The 18,102-nt window shown below is 66.5% G+C and carries 14 protein-coding genes and 1 pseudogene; 7 read left to right on the top strand and 8 right to left on the bottom strand.

Annotated features, from left to right (window positions below):
• Positions 1 to 389: 389 nt before the first annotated feature.
• Together AC5Y47_RS12885 and AC5Y47_RS12880 are read right to left on the bottom strand one after the other, a co-directional pair.
• On the bottom strand, positions 390 to 1,394 hold the full coding sequence (locus AC5Y47_RS12885) for an ABC transporter ATP-binding protein (protein ID WP_499944386.1): 1,005 nt from the start codon (positions 1,392 to 1,394) through the stop codon (positions 390 to 392).
• Between the two features lie 117 nt (positions 1,395 to 1,511).
• The gene (locus tag AC5Y47_RS12880; RefSeq protein ID WP_499944385.1) at positions 1,512 to 3,014 is read right to left on the bottom strand and encodes a carotenoid oxygenase family protein; all 1,503 of its coding nucleotides are present in this window, start codon (positions 3,012 to 3,014) and stop codon (positions 1,512 to 1,514) included.
• Between the two features lie 82 nt (positions 3,015 to 3,096).
• Between AC5Y47_RS12880 and AC5Y47_RS12875 the strand changes: the two are divergent.
• Positions 3,097 to 3,787, top strand: a pseudogene (locus tag AC5Y47_RS12875) (TetR/AcrR family transcriptional regulator); the annotation flags it as partial.
• Between the two features lie 48 nt (positions 3,788 to 3,835).
• Here the strand turns inward: AC5Y47_RS12875 and rplL are convergent.
• The 5 genes from rplL to AC5Y47_RS12850 all read right to left on the bottom strand — a co-directional run bounded on the left by rplL (position 3,836) and on the right by AC5Y47_RS12850 (position 10,880).
• A complete protein-coding gene (gene rplL, locus AC5Y47_RS12870) occupies positions 3,836 to 4,228 on the bottom strand; it encodes a 50S ribosomal protein L7/L12 (protein ID WP_499944435.1) in 393 nt (130 codons plus the stop codon).
• Positions 4,229 to 4,276: 48 nt separating this feature from the next.
• A complete protein-coding gene (gene rplJ / locus AC5Y47_RS12865) occupies positions 4,277 to 4,831 on the bottom strand; it encodes a 50S ribosomal protein L10 (RefSeq protein ID WP_499944384.1) in 555 nt (184 codons plus the stop codon).
• A 360-nt stretch (positions 4,832 to 5,191) separates the two neighbouring features.
• Positions 5,192 to 6,103 (bottom strand): ROK family protein, encoded by a 912-nt coding sequence (locus AC5Y47_RS12860; RefSeq protein ID WP_499944383.1) that lies wholly within the window; start codon positions 6,101 to 6,103, stop codon positions 5,192 to 5,194.
• Complete coding sequence (locus AC5Y47_RS12855) at positions 6,103 to 6,720, bottom strand: DUF7158 domain-containing protein (protein WP_499944382.1); 618 nt, start codon at positions 6,718 to 6,720, stop codon at positions 6,103 to 6,105. The genes AC5Y47_RS12860 and AC5Y47_RS12855 overlap by 1 nt, the downstream gene beginning before the upstream one ends.
• Complete coding sequence (locus AC5Y47_RS12850) at positions 6,717 to 10,880, bottom strand: glycoside hydrolase family 38 N-terminal domain-containing protein (protein WP_499944381.1); 4,164 nt, start codon at positions 10,878 to 10,880, stop codon at positions 6,717 to 6,719. The genes AC5Y47_RS12855 and AC5Y47_RS12850 overlap by 4 nt, the downstream gene beginning before the upstream one ends.
• Positions 10,881 to 10,994: 114 nt before the next feature.
• On the opposite strand from AC5Y47_RS12850, the gene AC5Y47_RS12845 reads away from it, so the two are divergent.
• The 6 genes from AC5Y47_RS12845 to AC5Y47_RS12820 all read left to right on the top strand — a co-directional run bounded on the left by AC5Y47_RS12845 (position 10,995) and on the right by AC5Y47_RS12820 (position 16,524).
• Positions 10,995 to 11,531 (top strand): DinB family protein, encoded by a 537-nt coding sequence (locus AC5Y47_RS12845; protein WP_499944380.1) that lies wholly within the window; start codon positions 10,995 to 10,997, stop codon positions 11,529 to 11,531.
• 24 nt (positions 11,532 to 11,555) lie between these two features.
• Positions 11,556 to 12,128, top strand: a complete 573-nt coding sequence (locus AC5Y47_RS12840; RefSeq protein ID WP_499944434.1) for a DinB family protein — start codon at positions 11,556 to 11,558, stop codon at positions 12,126 to 12,128.
• A gap of 147 nt (positions 12,129 to 12,275) precedes the next feature.
• Complete coding sequence (locus tag AC5Y47_RS12835; protein ID WP_499944379.1) at positions 12,276 to 13,622, top strand: ABC1 kinase family protein; 1,347 nt, start codon at positions 12,276 to 12,278, stop codon at positions 13,620 to 13,622.
• Positions 13,623 to 13,626: 4 nt separating this feature from the next.
• Entirely contained in the window at positions 13,627 to 14,547 is a 921-nt protein-coding gene (locus AC5Y47_RS12830) for an alpha/beta fold hydrolase (RefSeq protein WP_499944378.1), read from the top strand.
• A 68-nt stretch (positions 14,548 to 14,615) separates the two neighbouring features.
• Positions 14,616 to 15,476 carry a cyclopropane mycolic acid synthase family methyltransferase gene (locus tag AC5Y47_RS12825; RefSeq protein ID WP_499944377.1) on the top strand — a complete coding sequence of 287 codons (861 nt, stop codon included), beginning with the start codon at positions 14,616 to 14,618 and terminating at the stop codon, positions 15,474 to 15,476.
• 184 nt (positions 15,477 to 15,660) lie between these two features.
• Entirely contained in the window at positions 15,661 to 16,524 is an 864-nt protein-coding gene (locus AC5Y47_RS12820) for a cyclopropane mycolic acid synthase family methyltransferase (protein ID WP_499944376.1), read from the top strand.
• A gap of 95 nt (positions 16,525 to 16,619) precedes the next feature.
• Here AC5Y47_RS12820 and AC5Y47_RS12815 read toward each other — a convergent pair whose 3' ends face one another.
• A complete protein-coding gene (locus tag AC5Y47_RS12815; RefSeq protein WP_499944375.1) occupies positions 16,620 to 17,903 on the bottom strand; it encodes a hypothetical protein in 1,284 nt (427 codons plus the stop codon).
• Positions 17,904 to 18,102 lie beyond the last annotated feature (199 nt).

Raw genomic sequence — 18,102 nt, 5'->3', positions numbered from 1 at the left:
ACTAAGTAGCTGAGCCGCAGAGAGGGCTCAGGCTAAGACCACAGTGTCTTCAGCGGCCAAGAGGCGATGGTGAGGTGGGCAGGAAGTAGCCAGCGCAACGTCCAACAGTAGCGCACGACGGAACATTCCTCAAATACCCACGACAAGTAACAGTCCGTGGATACGGCGCTGGCTGGCACCTCGAGGTTCCCGCGAACACATGCTGCCCAACAGATTGACCCGTTTAGGCCTGTGCGTCAAGAGGTGGGCGCGGCAAGTTGTGCAAAGTTACCGGGAAAATTACGTCGAGGACCGCTGGTCAGGGGTTTGGCGAGCGTTTGTGGGCGCACAACGGCACGCCAGAATCCCGCCAAGCAGAATCCAGATCCCGGGTGCGCAGACCGGGCGACTCAGTAGTCGTGCGAGGAGTACTTGTGGGTGCCCTCGAGGTCGTCCAGGATCGCCTCCTGGGCGTTCTTGGGCAACGTGTGCAGCATGGCGCGCACCCGCGCCTGACGACGCGCGACCCCCTTGCGCTCCGGCATGCCGGGCGAGGCCTGGATCTGCGGCGGCACGCCCTCGATGTCCTCGACACCACCGGCGTGCTGGCCGGCATCCAGAGCCGCCTGCTCTTCGGCCATGGTGGCCTCGTCCTTCTCCTCGGACATACCGATCGGCCCGATGCGCCGACCGTTGAGGAACTGACGGACCACCGGCTCGTCGCTGGTCAGCAGCACTTCGCGGGGGCCGAACATGACCAGGTGCTTGCGGAACAACATGCCCATGTTGTCCGGCACGGTGCGGGCGATGTTGATGTTGTGCGTCACGATCAGGATCGTCGCGTCGATCTGGGCGTTGATGTCCATGATCAGCTGGCTGAGGTAGGCGGTACGGACCGGGTCCAGACCCGAGTCGGGCTCGTCGCAGAGAATGATCTGGGGGTCGAGCACCAGGGCTCGGGCCAGGCCGGCACGCTTGCGCATACCACCGGAGATCTCACCGGGGAACTTCTTCTCGTCGCCGCCGAGACCCACCATCGTCAGCTTCTCCATGACGATGTCGCGGATCTCTTTTTCCTTCTTCTTGGTGTGCTCGCGCAACGGGAAGGCGGTGTTGTCGAAGAGGTTCATCGAACCGAACAGCGCGCCGTCCTGGAAGAGCACGCCGAACAGGGTGCGGATTTCGTAGAGTTCCTTCGCCGAGCACTCGATGATGTCGGTGCCGTCGATGAGGATAGAACCCCGTTCCGGGCGCAGCAGGCCGATGAGGGACTTCAGGAATACCGACTTGCCGGTACCCGACGGGCCCAGCAGCACGCTGACCTCGCCGGCCGGGACCGTGAGCGTGACGTCTTCCCAGATCCTCGAGGATCCGAAGGACTTGGTGAGCCCGTTTACCTCGATCGCGACACCCATGGGAAACCCTTCCGTCGACGCGCGTTTCAGCCACCAGCCCCGTGTGGCTTGAGTCACTGTAGCGCACGCCTGGGGCCGCACATCAGGGTTGTATCGATAACAATCCGTGAGGCTGGATCACTCCGAGGGCGCCCAGTTTCCGTGGAAGCCCATCGGAACCCGTTGCGGCAGCTCTACGGTGGCCATCGTCTCGAGAGTCTGGGCGTCGAGCAACAGCAGCAGGCCCGCGTCGCGGTCGCGCCGGCTGCCCAGACCCATCAGGATTCCGTCGTCTTCGGTGGTGGCCGACGGGTTCGGCACGAATGACATCTCGCCGATCAGAACGTCCGGGTCCAACGGGGCTGTTTGGCTGGAGCCGGTCGCGTAGTCGTGCTTGTAGACCTGTGTCGACATCTCGTACGCGCCGCCGGCGAGGTAGCCGCCGTCGACGCCGAGGGTGTAGCCGAACCGGTGCCGGCCGCCCAGCACGGTCTCGTTGATCCGGGGGAACTCCTGGGGACGGTCGTCGCGGCACTCGCTGCTCACCGCGCCAGTGGCCAGGTTGATCGTCCAGCGATCCAGGGTAGGTTTGCTGTCCCCGGGGCCACGCAGGTCGTGGTCGAACATCCGCGAGTAGCGCACCACGTCCAGGATCAGCAGCTCGGTGCCGTCACGATCCTGGCTGTAGGCATTGAGCGGATGGAACACGTAGCACGGCTCGATGTCGAACCACCGGACGTCTTTGGCGCCGCCTTCCCGCGGGAGGACGCCGATGCGCGCCGGATAATCGGCGTTCCAGCGATACGGCATCTTGTGCATGGGCTGCCGGTTCCGGTTGAGCATCGCGGCGATCGGGTTGGGCACCCGAACCCGTCCCAGCAGCGACTGCACCACCAGCCGAGCCGGCGCACTGAGCGTGCGCGGCACGTTGGTGGGCATCACCTGCGCGGCATCGAACGTCACGGGTAGGTCGTAGATGACGACGTACTTGTCGGTCAGGGAGAAGTCGTGCATCATCGGCGACCCGCTGACCTCGATGTCCACCGTGCGACGGGCCCGACCGTCGGTGTCGATCACCGAGTACTGCACGGTGCGCCCGCGGGTGAAGGCATAGGACAGCGCGTGCAGTTCGCCCGTCGCGGGGTCGCGGTGCGGATGAGCGGTGTAGCCGCCGAACACGGTTCCGTCGAAGTCGCACGGCGCTACCGTGTCCAGTTCGTCGGTCAGCTCGTAGTTGGCCCCGCCGCCTTCGACGAGCGCCAGCGTCTTGCCCGCGTGGCTCAGCGCGTTGGTGTTGGGACCCACCGACAACATTCCGGCCCGCGGGTCCAGTCCCGTGGGCGCCGGCTCGCCCAGCGCGGCGCATACGGCAGGTGTCCGCACCCAGCGGTTGCGGTACCAGGCGGCCTTCCCGTCGCGCAGCGCGACGCCGTGCACCATCGCGTCGCCACTGAACCAGTGGTAGACAGCCGGGTTGACCTCGGCGACGGGATTGGGCCCGTTACGTAGATACCGTCCGGTCAGGTGCTCGGGGATGTGCCCGGTGACCTCGAGGTCGGTCACGGTCATTTCGGCGCTTACTGGGGCCAGGAACCCGCTGAGATACGGGTTCCCGGCTTTGGTCGTCTGCATGGCCGTCATGTCTGAGCTCCTATAACATCGTTATTACGCCGTTATCGAGACCGTACGCCGCCGGGGAGGAGATGGCAATATTGTTTGCGAGATGACTTCGACCCAGCGCAGCGTCCGGGACGAGATGCTGCATGCCGCGGTGGAACTGCTCAACGAGCACGGGCCCGACGCACTGCAGACCCGGAAAGTGGCCGGCGCCGCGGGCACGTCGACGATGGCGGTGTACACGCATTTCGGTGGGATGCGCGACTTGATCGCCGCGGTCGCGCAAGAGGGATTACGCCAGTTCGATGCTGCGTTGACGGTGCCTGCGACGGACGACCCGGTAGCCGACCTGATGGCCGTCGGCGCCGCCTACCGGCGGTTCGCGATCGAGCGCCCGCACATGTATCGGCTGATGTTCGGCAGCACCAGCGCCCACGGCATCAATGCGCCGACCGGCAATGTGCTGACGCTCACGATCGCCGAGATCGAGCAGCACGAGCCCAGCTTCGCTCACGTGGTGCGCGCCGTGCACCGATCGATACTGGCCGGCCGGATCACCGCTTGTCCGGCGGACGACGACGCGGCGGTGGTGGCGACGGCCGCCCAGTTCTGGGCGCTCATCCACGGCTTCGTGATGCTCGAACTGGCCGGGTTCTACGGCGACTCGAGCGTCAGCGGCTCGGCGCTGGTTCCGGTGCTGGCCGCGGTGACCACTAATTTGCTTGTCGCTCTTGGCGATTCAGCGGAACAGGTGCACCGGTCGCAGCAGGAGCTCCGAGGCTGAGCAGACGCAAAAGCCCCCAAATCCTTGCGGAAATGGGGGCTTTTGCGTCTGCTCGGCAGAGTTACTTGACGGTGACGCTGGCGCCGGCGGCCTCGAGCTTGGCCTTGGCCTCGTCGGCGGCCTCCTTGGCGACCTTCTCGAGCAGCGGCTTGGGCGCGCCGTCGACCAGGTCCTTGGCCTCCTTGAGGCCCAGGCCGGACACGATCTCGCGGACCACCTTGATGACGCCGATCTTCTTGTCGCCGGCGGCCTCGAGGATCACGTCGAACTCGGTCTGCTCCTCGGCGGCCTCAGCTGCTGCGCCACCACCGGCCGGGCCGGCCGCGGCGACGGCGACCGGGGCGGCCGCGGTGACCTCGAAGGTCTCCTCGAACTTCTTGACGAAGTCGGAGAGCTCCAGCAGGGTCATTTCCTTGAAAGCGTCGAGCAGTTCGTCGCTGGACAGTTTTGCCATGGTTTGGGACCTTCCTGATCTCTTGGGGTTTGTCGGGGTTGGTAGTTGTTATTCGGCTTCGGCAGGTGCCGCGGCGGCTGCCGGGGACTCGGAGTCCTTCTTCTCTTGCAGTGCGGCCAACAGTCGGGCCATCTGCGACGCGGGCGCGTTGAACAACCCGGCGGCCTTGGCGAGGTTGCCCTTCATCGCGCCGGCCAGCTTGGCCAGCAGCACCTCGCGGGATTCCAGGTCGGCGATGCGCTCGACCTCGGCGACGGACAGCGCGTGACCGTCCATGTAACCGCCCTTGATGACCAGCGCCTTGTGCTCCTTGGCGAAGGTCTTCAGCGCCTTGGCGGCGTCGACCGGCTCACCGGTGACGAACGCGATGGCGGTGGGGCCGGCGAACAGTTCGTCGAGCCCTTCGATACCGGCCTCGGACGCGGCCCGCTTGATCAGCGTGTTCTTGGCCACCGCGTAGGTCGCCGACTCGCCCAGCGACCGGCGCAGCTCGGCCAGATTGGCGACGCTCAGGCCGCGGTACTCGGTGATGACGGTTGCGCTCGAACTCTTGAACTGTTCGGCGATGTCGGCGACGGCGGTGGCCTTGTCAGCCCGGGCCATGCATGCCTCCTGATAAGTGTGTGGACTCGGGGTCTCTGCCACCGGCGAAAACAACTGACGCCCCGGCGCAGGATGCGGCCGGGGCGTCTACAGGCGCCGACACACGGGCCGGCGGAAGTGCCTCGTCCTCCTGCGTGGGCCGCCGGGATGTTCCCGGACCTTCAACCGATTGCTCGGTGACCGACGGTCTTCGGTGGATCGGGCACCACCTTAGCGTGGCGTCGTCCGATCAGCCAAAACGGCCGCGTCAGACAGTCAGCCGGACGCGCCAGGCCACCACACCGACCGTCGAGTGCGACATATGCGACAGTCCCGCGGCGTGTCTCGTCGTGGAATTCACACTCGTGGTGGGCTGTGGCGTTATAGCCCGGCGAGCCGGGCCGCTCCGATTAATCCGGCGTCGCCGCCCAACTCGGCCGGGGCCACCTTCAACCCGCGCAGAAAGTCCAGCCCGGTGTGGTCGGCCAGCGCCGCGCGCAGCGGATCGAACAGCAAAGCACCGGATTTGGCCACTCCCCCGCCGATCACGACCAGGTCGAGGTCGCACACGGCGCCCACCGACCCGATCATGGCCGCAAGCGCCCGGGCGCCCCTGGCGAAAGCGGCCAAGGCCACCGCATCCCCCGCCGCGGCGGCGTCGGCCAGTTCCTTCGCGCCGGCTGCCGGGGAAGCCGACCAGCCGTTCTCCCGTGCCCAACGGGTCATCGACGGACCGGATGCGACCGTCTCGACGCACCCGCGACCCCCGCACGCGCATCGTCTGCCGTCCGGCTCGACGGCGACGTGGCCGACGTGACCGGCGTTGCCGGTGCGCCCGTCGTACGGAATGCCGTCGAGCACCAGGCCGCCGCCCACTCCGGTGGACACCACCATGCCGAGCAGAAAACCGGCGCCCCGTCCGGCACCCAGCCAGTGCTCGCCCAGTGCCATGCAGACGCCGTCGCCGCCCAACCGCACGGCAATCCCGGGCAGTGCGTCGCTCACCCGATCGCGCAGCGGGAATCCGCGCCAGGCCGGGATGTTGATCGGGCTGACGGTGCCGGTGGCCAGGTCGACGGGCCCGGCCGACGCGATGCCCACCGCCTCGACCACCCCGCCCGCGGCGCCGACCGCATCGGCGACCATCGCGGCAACCGTATCCCAAACCTGTTCGGCAGCAACATCTTTCGGGGTGGGACGCTTGTCGTTGTACACCAGCAACCCGGGGGCGGCCGGGTCGGCGAGGGCGGCGGCGATCTTGGTGCCGCCGATATCAAGGCAGAGGGTCAGCATCAGTGTCGGTGGGTGTTGTCGGGTTGGCGAGGATCTCCAGGATGCTCGTAGCCGGGCGACAGATGAACCAGCGCCGCCCGGCGCGCGTCCAGCCAGACGCGAAAGGCACGCCTGCGCGCGGCGCCCAGCAGGTGTTCGGTAACGGCCACCCGCACCTGATCCAGAGGTGGGACGGCTGGCGCCGGCACCCGCCAGCCCCGTCCGACCGACCGCGACGGCGCGAACCGCGTCGGGTTGCGCCGGTGGTAGTCGACGACGGCGTCGTCGCTGACCACGACGCCGGCGGTGACGTCGACGAACAATGCGCGTGCCCGCGGGTCAGTCAGCGCCGCGGCCGCGACGCTGCCGATCTCCAGTCGGGCAGTCACGTCGGGCAGGAGTTCGGCTTCGGTCGGGACAGGCACGCCGCTGAGGCCACGCGCGGACGCTTCTGCCTCGACCACCCGCTCGGTCACGATCAGTTGGGTCAGCCAGCGCCGCAGCTGACGGCCCTCGCTGGTGCCGGCGGCCGGTAGCATCGCGGCCCGCGTTCCCCCACGCAGCCGTGCCTCGCGCGCGTCGACTTCGGCCTCTGGAACCGGGGTGCCGGCGACGGTCGCCACCACGTGTCTCGTCACTCTGCGCCGGTCCTCCTCATCGCTGTCGTCACCGTCACCTTGGCCGCGGGTGAATAGATCAGCCGGCCCGCGCAGCCGACCCGGACCAGCGCCCACCACTGTCCGGGGTCCTGCCACGCCGGCGGCGTCACGTCGAAGACGAGTCGGACGGTGCCGTTCGCCGGCAGCGTAGCGCCGAGCGCGGCCGGGCCCATCCACTCCCAGGTCCCCCACGGACTGATCAGGTGTGCTTCGGCGGCGAGGTCGGCGCCGGCGTGGCTGCCGATCGTGATGGCCAGGTGCGTCGCCGCGCCGGCAGCCAGTTCGACGTCGGCCGGACCGTCGACGAGATAGATGAGCTCGCGATCGTCGGCTCCGACGGTCACGACGGCGACGTCCTCGACCGCCTGCCGCCATGCCGGCGGCACTCCGGTGCCGGTGACCCGTAGCTGCGCACGGATCGGATACCTGCCCGCCGGCGTGTGGGCCGGGATGGTCAGCACGACATCGGTTTCCAGGTGCCCGCCCGGCTCCAGCGAGAACGGCAACTCGGACGGCTGGGCGGTCCAGCCGTCTGGGCAACGTATTTCGACTTTGCCGCCCAGCACCGCATCGGTGCAGTCGCTGGCCGCGGTCAGACGCAGCACCGGATGGTCGGCGCTGAGCTGCGTCGGATGCAGATGGGCGACGGCCGGGAGTCCGCCCAGCGGCGCGGGGCCGCGGTTGTGCAGCCAGTACCGGGCATACAGCGGCTGGGCGAGCTCGGCCTGCGGTGCCAACTCGCCTGCCTCGACCGGCACGTCGGGCCTCTCGAGGCGGGCGAGCACGGTCGCGACCTGATAGCCGTGCAGCTGGATCGTCCGGCTGCGACGCTGCGGTTGTTCCAGCAGGTCCGCTTGCCGCAGTGCACGCAGTTCACCCACATCCGAGCCGATCTCGACCCGGGCCGGCGAACCGGTCGCCTCGACCAGCCGCAGCGCGATTTCGTCCGGTACGACGGGATGGGCACTACCCGAGGTGAGCGGGTTGCCGGCAACCTTGAGCGCACCCAGTTGCACGGAGTCCGCGGGTTCGATCCGCAGCAGCGAGCCGACCGGAGCCAGCGCGCCGTGCCGATCGACCGGGGATACCGCGACCAACGGGTTGGAGAACTGCGCACTGCGCGCCGGCAGCCCCACCCGCCGCCAGTCACCACTGCCGCAGACCAGCGCGTAGTCGAAATCGTGTGTCCAGTGCTGCAATTGGAAGTTGGAGCCGTCCGGTGCGGTGCGGCGCGGATCGTCGATCCAGATCCCCGACGGCCAGCCGGTGCAGGACCGCATCAGGGCGGTGTGCAGGGTGCCTTCGGTGTCGACCGCGAAACTCGGCACCCCGCGGTTGAGGAGCGCGACGGTGTAGTCCTCGAAGGTCCCGGCACCTGAGGGGACCCGCTGGTCCACAAGGATCTCGGCGTCGCCCAGGTCGCGCACCACGGACTTCACGGCGACCGCCAGGCTTGCGTCGTCGCGCCCGTCGATCACCAGAACGGGCAGCGCATCAGCGGCCCGCAGATCGGCGTCGGGCACCCAGACCGCGGCCAACTCCGTCGCCGCCGGCACCCAGACCCGCGCTTTGCCGGTCTTGGCCAGCTGACGATTGAGTTCAGCGGTGTAGGCCGGGTCCGCTTGGGCCAGCACCGATTTCGTGAACGCGTTGCGGTCGGGGCCGCCCAGCGTGATCCGCGCGTCGGGCAGGTTGGAGTCGACGTCGAGGTGGCCGTAACGGGGTCGGTCGGCGCCACTGCAGGTGGCGGTGACGCCGGCGCGGACCAGCGCCACCGCCAGGTCGCGCGCCAGCGGGCCGGAGTCGGCCTCCGAGGGCGTGATCACCTCGGCGACCGACAGCGCCCGCGTTGCGGCACTGTTTTTAAAGCGCACCCGAACCGCCGAGGACAACCCGAACCAGCCGTAGGCCGGGTTGTCCAGCGTCCACAGGTGCTGGGCGGTGTCCATCGAGCGGTCGCCGTCGTGCAGCAGCGCGAAGCCGCGCCCGACGACGGCGTCGCCGACCTCGCTGACCGGCATGGCGCCCGGCACCGGGCACGGCCAACGCAGACGCAACAGCTGGTCTTCGCCGGTGAAGTCGTGGACGGTGGTGCGACAGTCCAGCCGGTCGACGCCGCGCCACAGGGTCAGGGTCTGGGTGTAGCGCAACAGGGTGCCGATCCGGCCCTGCACGACCAGCCGCTGACCGAGCGGCCCGGCGAAGGCCTGCACGGTCGCGGGCGCTTCCGACGATCCGACAACCGGCCCTATGGGAAGCAGATGCCACGGCCCCTCGCCCTGGCTGGGGTGCGCCGGATATTCCTCGTAGACGGCCAGTTCGTTGCCGACCCGGCCGTCGGCAATCAGCTCGCGGCCCTCGTGCACCAACGAGTCCACCCCGCCGCCGCGCTGCGGGTCCACGGTCACCCGGTAGTGCTCGTTGGCGATTCGCGCACCGGTGACCGGCCGCCAACCCCGCCGCTCGCCACGCCCGGCGACCAGCCGATACGTCCGCCAGCCCAGAGGCGGCACCGCAGCCAGCCAGGTGACCGACCGCCCGTCGTCTTCCACGTGCGCCGCTACCTCAGCGCCTTCGTCGTCCAGCACACCCGCACAGGGCTCAACCATTCGGATGGTCACGACGTCCGTGCGTGACTGGGTCAGCGGGTTCCAGACCACCACCGAGTCGCGGTGGCGGGCCGCCGCGGCGGAGAGCAACCGCAACGAGTTGTCCCGCGCGGCGCGTCCCAGCTCCCACGCGTCGCGCCAACCGGTCAGCAGGTCGAGATACACCTGGTCGGATTCCGAGCCGGTGATCGCGTCATGATGAGCCCCGTACGCCAACTGCACCCAGGCCTTGGCGAACGCCGCCTGCGGGTATTCGGCGCCGGTCAGCAATGCGGCGAACACAGCGAAACGCTCGGCGTCCAGGACCAGGTTCTCCGCGGCGCGGTTGGCCTGTTTGGTGTCGATGAACGACACGTCCTTGCCGGTGTAGATCGGGTTCATGTCCCGGGTCTGCGGCGAGGGCACCGCGTCGCGTTCGGCCAGCTCGGCGCGGACCGCGGAGAAGAACTCGCGCGGCAACGCGCACACGAACCGCGGCCAGGTGTAGCGGGCGGCCCAGTCGCGGTGGATCTCGGTGACCCACTTGTTCGGTGGGGTGTAGTCGGTTCCCACCGGCAGCAGCACATTGCGCGTCAGAGCCACCTTCTTGAGCCGGTCAAACAGCGCGTACGTCGCCTCCTCGGCTTCCCCGAGCGTCGTCGCCGAGTCCATCCACCAGCCCGCCGAATAGTGGGCCGGCATGTAGTGGGTGAGCAGTCCCCGCCCGGACGGCGAGATCCATTCGAACTCGCTGGAGAACTGCATGCGCTCCATGCCGTCCTGCCCCGGACCCCACTGGTGATGCGGACCCCGCGCCCACGAACTCGAGGTCAGTCCGGCGTCGGCGGCCATGCCGGGGAATTGCGGGTCGTGGCCGAAGACGTCGAGCTGCCACGCGGTGGCCGGGTCGGCGCCCAATACGTCGCGTTGAAAACCGATGCCGTGCAGCAGGTTTCGGACGGTGGTCTCCGGACTCGTGAGGTTGGTGTTCGGTTCGTTGTAGGTGCCGCCCATCACCTCGACCCGGCCTTCGGCGAAAAACCGGCGCAGGTCGGCGCGGTCCTCGGGGCGGGTGTCCCAGTAGGGCTTGAGGTAGTCGACCTCGGCGAGGACGAACTTGTATTCGGGCTCGCGGCGCGCCATCTCCAGATGCGCGTGGACCAGTTCGAAGCCGTTGGTCTGCCGGGCCCGTCCGGGCGGATCCTCCGCCCATTCGCTGGTGTAGGCGCCCTGGGTGTTCCACCACACCGGGTCGTAGTGGAAGTGGCTGATCATGAACATCGTCCAGCCCGGCTCGGCCACCACGAACTCGAACGGCAGGCCCCCCGCCCGAGCTGCGCGCCGTTGTCCGACGACCGGACCATCCACCGTCACCGGAACCTCGACGACCCCGGCACCGGGCTCGACGACCACGTCGCCGCGCAGCCCGTCGCCCTCGATGCGCAGCGTGGTCGGTTCGGTGCAGTGCGCGACGGTCACCCGCACCAACTGCACCGGGGCGTCCGGCGGCCCGACGAACAGCTCGGTCGATTCCGCCGAAACAACCTGCATGACAGCACCTTACGGCGGCCCGCCGACACGGTGTAGACGTTCGGCGAGCGCGCGTGCCGGTCTGCCTCGGTCAGCGGACCGAACATGTCCGCTGTGGGTGCCAGACTCGACGGCATGGCAGACCTGACCTCCCAGCTCGCCGACCAACTCGACGTGCATTGGCACACCCAACTGCGCCCCCGCCTGACCGGCTTGACCGACGACGAATACTTCTGGCAGCCGGCGCCCGACTGCTGGACGATCCGCCAGGACGGCGGAATCGACTTCGCCTACCCGCCGCCCGACCCGGCGCCGGTCACGACGATCGCCTGGCGCCTGGCGCATGTGATCGTCGGGGTGTTCGCCATGCGCAACCACAGTCACTTCGGCGCTCCGCCGGCCGACTATCAGAGTTGGCCCTACGCCACCGACGCCGCCACCGCGCTGCGCCAGCTCAACGAGACCTACGCGGCCTGGCTATCCGGCGTGAGATCGTTGTCCGCGGCAGACCTGAACCGCCCGTGCGGACCGGCCGAAGGCGCGTACGCCGAATATCCGATGCTCGCGCTGGTCCTGCACATCAACCGGGAAGCAATTCATCACGGCGCCGAAATCGCCTTGCTGCGCGACCTCTACGCGCACACCATGCACCAGCACACCAGGGAGGACTGAGCCATGCCCGCACTCGCTGCACCGGTGACCGACGAACGCGACGCCCTGCGTGAATTCGTGGCCTACCACCAGAGCGCCTACTTCGCGGTGTCCTACGGACTCACCGATGAGCAGGCCCGGTCCACGCCGTCGGCCAGCGCACTGTCGGTCGGCGGTCTGATCAAGCACGCCACCGGCATGCAACGCGTGTGGATGGCACGGGTCGCCGCGGCACCCGGTGAGCCCGCAAAAGACACCCGGCCGTTCGAAGTCCGTGCCGAAGAGTTCCAGGCCGAGTACGTGATGGGCGCCGACGAGACATTGGCGGAGCTGCTGAACGCCTTCGCGGAACAGAACGCCGTGACGTTGCGCCTGGTCGAGACGGTCGATCTCGACCTACCCGTCCCGGTGCCGCAGGACGCGCCCTGGTTTCCCAAGGACTTCCCGGCCTGGTCGGTGCGCTGGGTGATCCTGCACATCATCAACGAGTTGGCCCGGCACTCCGGGCACGCCGACATCGTGCGGGAAAGCATCGACGGTGCCACCATGTACGAGCTGATCGCCGGGCTGGAGAACTGGGAACCGCAACCCTGGCTCACCCCGTGGCGCAAGCCTTGATTGGCGCAGCCCTACACCGAGCGTGTAGTCAGTGCGAAATCCGGGCCCGGATTTCGCAGCAGCGGCACGTTCGGCGACCGCGTAACGGCTCGTGAGCGCCGTCACGCAAATTTAGAGTTGACCTCCCCGGTTTGGCACACTGCTGGGATGAGTTCCACAAAGCATCGCGATGTGGCCAAACTCGACCGGGTGCCGTTGCCGGTCGAGGCGGCCCGGGTAGCTGTCACCGGTTGGCAGGTCACCCGCACCGCCGCTCGTGTGGTCACCAAGCTGCCGGCCAAGGGGCCGTGGCAACAGAAAGTCATCAAAGAAATCCCGCAGGCTTTTGCCGACCTGGGTCCCACTTACGTCAAGTTCGGGCAGATCATCGCCTCCAGCCCGGGCGCGTTCGGCGAATCGCTGTCGCGTGAATTCCGCGGACTGCTGGACCGGGTGCCGCCGGCCGACACCGACCAGGTGCACAAGTTGTTCGTCGAGGAGCTCGGCGACGAGCCCGCGAACCTGTTCGCCAGCTTCGATGAACAGCCGTTCGCCTCGGCGTCGATAGCCCAGGTGCACTACGCGACGTTGAAGACCGGCGAGGAGGTCGTGGTCAAGATCCAGCGGCCCGGCATCCGCCGTCGGGTCGCCGCCGACCTGCAGATCCTGCAGCGTTTCGCCCAGGCCGTCGAACTCGCCAAGTTGGGCCGGCGGCTCTCCGCGCAGGACGTGGTCGCCGACTTCTCCGACAACCTGGCCGAGGAGCTGGACTTCCGGCTCGAGGCGCAATCGATGGACGCGTGGGTTTCGCATCTGCACACCTCGCCGCTGGGCAAGAACATCCGGGTGCCCCAGGTGCACTGGAACTTGACCAGTCAGCGGGTCCTGACGATGGAGCGGGTGCACGGCATCCGGATCGACAACGTCGCCGCCATCCGCAAGGCCGGGTTCGACGGCACCGAACTGGTGAAGGCCCTGCTGTTCAGCCTGTTCGAGGGCGGGCTGCGGCACGGCCTGTTCCACGGCGACCTGCACGCGGGCAACCTGTACGTCGACGACCAGGGCCGCATCGTGTTCTTCGACTTCGGGATCATGGGCCGCATCGACCCGCGCACCCGATGGTTGCTGCGGGAACTGGTGTACGCGTTGCTGGTCAAGAAGGACCACGCCGCGGCGGGCAAGATCGTCGTGCTGATGGGGGCCGTCGGAACGGTCAAACCCGAAGCCCAGGCCGCCAAGGACCTGGAGAAGTTCGCCACCCCGCTCACCATGCAGTCGCTGGGCGACATGTCCTACGCCGACATCGGCCGCCAGTTGTCTGCCCTGGCCGACGCCTACGACGTCAAGCTGCCCCGTGAGCTGGTGCTGATCGGAAAGCAGTTCCTCTATGTGGAGCGCTACATGAAGTTACTGGCGCCCAAATGGCAGATGATGTCCGACCCGCAGCTGACCGGGTATTTCGCCAACTTCATGGTCGAGGTCAGCCGCGAGCATTCCTCCGATCTCGAGGTCTGACCGCATGGAAGTTCGCAGCGGCACCGCGATCTCCGGTGATGTGAAGCTCTACTACGAGGACATGGGTGATCCCGAGCATCCGCCCGTGCTGCTCATCATGGGCCTGGGCGCCCAGATGCTGTTGTGGCGGACCGGGTTCTGCGAGCAACTCGTCGACCAGGGTCTGCGGGTGATCCGCTTCGACAACCGCGACGTCGGCCTGTCCACCAAGACCGGACGGCACAAGTCCGGTCAACCGCTGCCGGTCCGGATGGCGCGGTCGTGGCTGGGTCTGCCCAGCCGGGCCGCGTACACGTTGGAGGACATGGCCCAGGACGCCGCGGCCCTGCTGGATCACCTCGACATCGAGCACGCGCACATCGTCGGTGCGTCGATGGGCGGCATGATCGCCCAGGTCTTCGCGGCACGCTTCGCCGAGCGCACCAAGACGCTGGCCATCATCTTCTCCAGCAACAATCAGCGCTTCCTGCCGCCGCCCGCGCCGCGCGCGCTGTTGTCGCTGATCAAGGGTCCCTCGCCGAACTCGCCGCGCGACGTCATCATCGACAACTCAGTGCGGGTCAGCAAGATCATCGGCAGCCCGCGCTACTTGGCGCCCGACGAGGAGCTCCGCGCCGACGCCGCCGAGAGCTACGACCGCAACTATCACCCGTGGGGCATCGCGCAACAATTCAGCGCGATCCTGGGCAGCGGCAGCCTGCAGCCCTACAACCGGCGCATCGTCGCCCCGACCGTCGTGATTCACGGCCGGGCCGACAAACTGATGCGCCCCTTCGGGGGACGGGCGATCGCACGCGCGATCGACGGTGCCCGATTGGTGTTAGTCGACGGAATGGGCCATGATTTGCCGAAGCAGTTGTGGGATCGCGTCATCGGTGAACTCACGAGCAATTTCGCTGCAGCCGGCAGGGCGCAGGGCGGATAAATGGTTCCGTTCTCCCTGCTCGGCGCCGCGTGCGACATTGTTACCGTTGGAACAGGAGGTTGTCTGACATGGCCGAATTGAAGCCGTATTACGAAGAGTCCCAGGCGACGTACGACATTTCCGACGACTTCTTCCGGCTATTCCTGGACCCCAACATGGTCTATACCTGCGCGTACTTCGAGCGCGACGACATGACGCTGGAAGAGGCGCAGCTCGCCAAGTTGGATCTGGCCCTGGACAAGCTCAAACTCGAGCCGGGTATGACGTTGCTGGACGTCGGTTGCGGCTGGGGCGGCGCGGTGGTCCGCGCGCTGACGAAGTACGACGTCAACGTCATCGGCATCACCTTGAGCAAGCACCACGCCGCGCTCAGCCAGCAGCGGCTGGCCGCGATACCCACCGAGCGACGCGCCGAGGCACGTCTGCAGGGCTGGGAGGAATTCGACGAGAAGGTGGATCGAATCGTCAGCTTCGAAGCCTTCGACGCGTTCAAGAAGGAACGCTGGCCGGCGTTCTTCGACCGCTCCTACGAGATCATGCCCGACGACGGCCGGATGCTGCTGCACAGCATTTTCACCCACGAGCAGACCTACTGGCGTGACCACGGCATCACCGTGACCATGAGCGATTTGCGGTTCTTCCGTTTCCTGGCGACCGAAATCTTCCCCGGCGGGGGCATGTGCGGCGAAGTCGACATCATCGACAACGCCAAGAACAGCGGGTTCTCGGTCGACGAAATTCAATACCTGCAGCCCCATTACGCGCGGACGTTGGACATGTGGGCGGCCAATCTGGAAGCCAATCGCGAGCAGGCAATCGCCGTGCAGTCGCAGGAGGTCTACGACCGCTTCATGCGTTACTTGACCGGCTGCGCGGGCCTTTTCCGCAAGGGCCTTTCCAACGTCGCCCAATACACCCTGATCAAATAGCGCTCTCCCCCACGGCAACCAGGCCGCCGGGCGCACAAATAGACCGTTCTACCTGGTAGGACGGGTTCTCAGTTTAGTGATGCAACGCTGCATCGGATAGCATGCCTCCTGCATGCTCGGGGGGTTTGCAAACGTTTTGCATGCGACCGCGGACCGCGGCGGTCCAGAAAGGCACACAAAAATCATGGCCGAGCAATTGAAGCCGCACTTCGACGACGTGCAGGCACATTACGACTTATCCGACGACTTCTTCCGGCTGTTCCTGGATCCCACCCAGACCTACAGCTGCGCCTACTTCGAGCGTGACGACATGACGCTGGAAGAGGCGCAGATCGCCAAGATCGACCTGGCGCTGGGCAAGCTGGGCTTGCAGCCCGGCATGACGCTGCTGGACGTCGGTTGCGGCTGGGGCGCGACCATGCGCCGCGCGATCGAGAAATACGACGTCAACGTCATCGGGCTGACCCTGTCCAAGAACCAGGCCGCGCACGTGCAGCAGACGTTCGACGAGCTGGACACCGAGCGCAGCCGGCGGGTGCTGCTGGAGGGTTGGGAACAGTTCGACCAGCCCGTCGACCGGATCGTCTCGATCGGCGCGTTCGAGCACTTCGGCCACGACCGCTACGACGACTTCTTCGCGCTGGCCCACAAAGTGCTGCCCGACGACGGCGTGATGCTGCTGCACACGATCACCGCGCTGACCGGACCGCAGATGATCGAGCGCGGCATGCCGCTGACCTTCGAGATGGCCCGGTTCACGAAGTTCATCATGACCGAGATCTTCCCGGGTGGCCGGTTGCCGTCGATCGAGAAGGTCGAAGACCATTCGTCGCGGGCCGGTTTCAAGCTGACCCGCCGTCAGTCGCTGCAGCCGCACTACGCCAGGACCCTGGACACCTGGGCCGCCGCGTTGGAGTCGCGGCGCGACGAGGCCATCGAGATCCAGTCCCAAGAGGTCTACGACCGCTACATGAGGTATCTGACCGGTTGCGCTGACTCGTTCCGCACCGGCTACATCGACGTCAACCAGTTCACGCTGGAGAAGTAGCAGCACCGCGCCACCGTCGGATGAGGCAGCCCGGCAGCTCCTTCTGAAAGGAGCTGTCGGGCATTTCTCAGCACCCGGCGGTCACGCGATCGTGATCAATACCAGGGGCCTGCGTAGTTTCCGTTTGGTGCGTAGACCAGTTCAGTGTCGTTGCCGACAGGGCAATGGATCACGTTCTTGCTGAAGCACGACTGATTCCAATCCGGATTCTTGTTATCTATCAGCATCCAGTCGCGGGAGACTCTTAGAAGCGGCACCACTTTCCACCCTGACGACACTTTCTGGGAGGTGGTGATGTCAATGACGGGTCTGTCGGAATCGTTGTCAATATAAAGATACTTGCCAGCAAAGTGAACGGTCTTGATATGCAGATTCTTGACGTCATCGCCGGCGCGGTGGAACACATTACTGTTGGTAGTCAGGTTCAAGACCGTCAAGTAGTCCGCCCCCCATTGCATGAGTAAGTCGTCCCACAGGACCATATTGAACTCGCCGGCAACGTCCTTCATCTTGTTGTCGCGGAAGTCGAAGTAGCCGTACTTGTATGGCCAAGCGGTCCCCACGACGACGACCATCCCGTCGAAGGACATCGGAACACCGCCACTCATGGTCGTGCCGATATTTTCGCCGACCTTGCTGCCGTCCCTGCCATTGAAAAATTCTTCACCGGCTTCGCGGTCTGCGCGGAATCTGCCGAATCCGGCATAGTTGTGCCAACAGTTGCCGGCGCGGTTGTCAATGGTGCAGGTGAACGTCGTTTTCAGGGTTGCGCCATCGAAGCCGAGTAAGCCGCCGGATGTCTCGGCATAGAATCCATAATTCGACGGAGAGATTGCTCGCACGGTCACGTCTGACGGCCAAGGCGCTGTCTGCGGGGGCGCCGACGTGAAGGGATCGAAAGCGACGATCGAAGTGGATCGCCGTTCTGGAGTCAAACCCTCCGACGGTATCGACAACGTGGTCACATAAAACACCCGAGTATGATCTTCATCGCCGCCGACGGTGCAGCCATATCCCACCAACTTCTGCCCAGCAGGTATCGTGGGCACCGGCAACGCGACGAATTGACCGGCCTTGGGATTGAAAATCTGACCGGATTTATCGAATTTCAAATCGTCGCCAGTAGCGAACCTGTTCTCACACCCGCTGTAAATCGTCCCAGGCCCAACGATGCCGCCGGTTGGAACGCGCAGGGCTTTGGGTGTCGTAGTTGTCGCCGGCGGCGCGGAAGTCACAGCAGGACGGGTCGAAGAAATAGATGCCGAAGACGACCCGGGCGTCGCAGGCTTCCCGCCGCCGCAGGCCGTGGTTCCGCACATCAAAGTGATGCCTACAGTTACGATCACGGCGAGGCGTCGCAGGAAATCGTTCTCAAGCACGGGCTGATCCGGCCTTTCGCGGCGGGGCGCTTATCGGGCTCCCCGATGGTACTGGCGCGGCAGCTGCGGTCTGCTGCGGGTCCGGTGCGCCGGTACTGGTTCGCGCGAAAGCCGCCGAACAGGCTTTCCAAATACGAAGGATGGGCCTGCCCCCGTGTAGGGTGCCGTGGAAGGGCACCTCGCTGGGGGGTGAGCTGTC

The organism is Mycobacterium sp. NGS22 (assembly GCF_059813095.1).
This window is presented reverse-complemented; position numbering and strand designations above follow the sequence as displayed.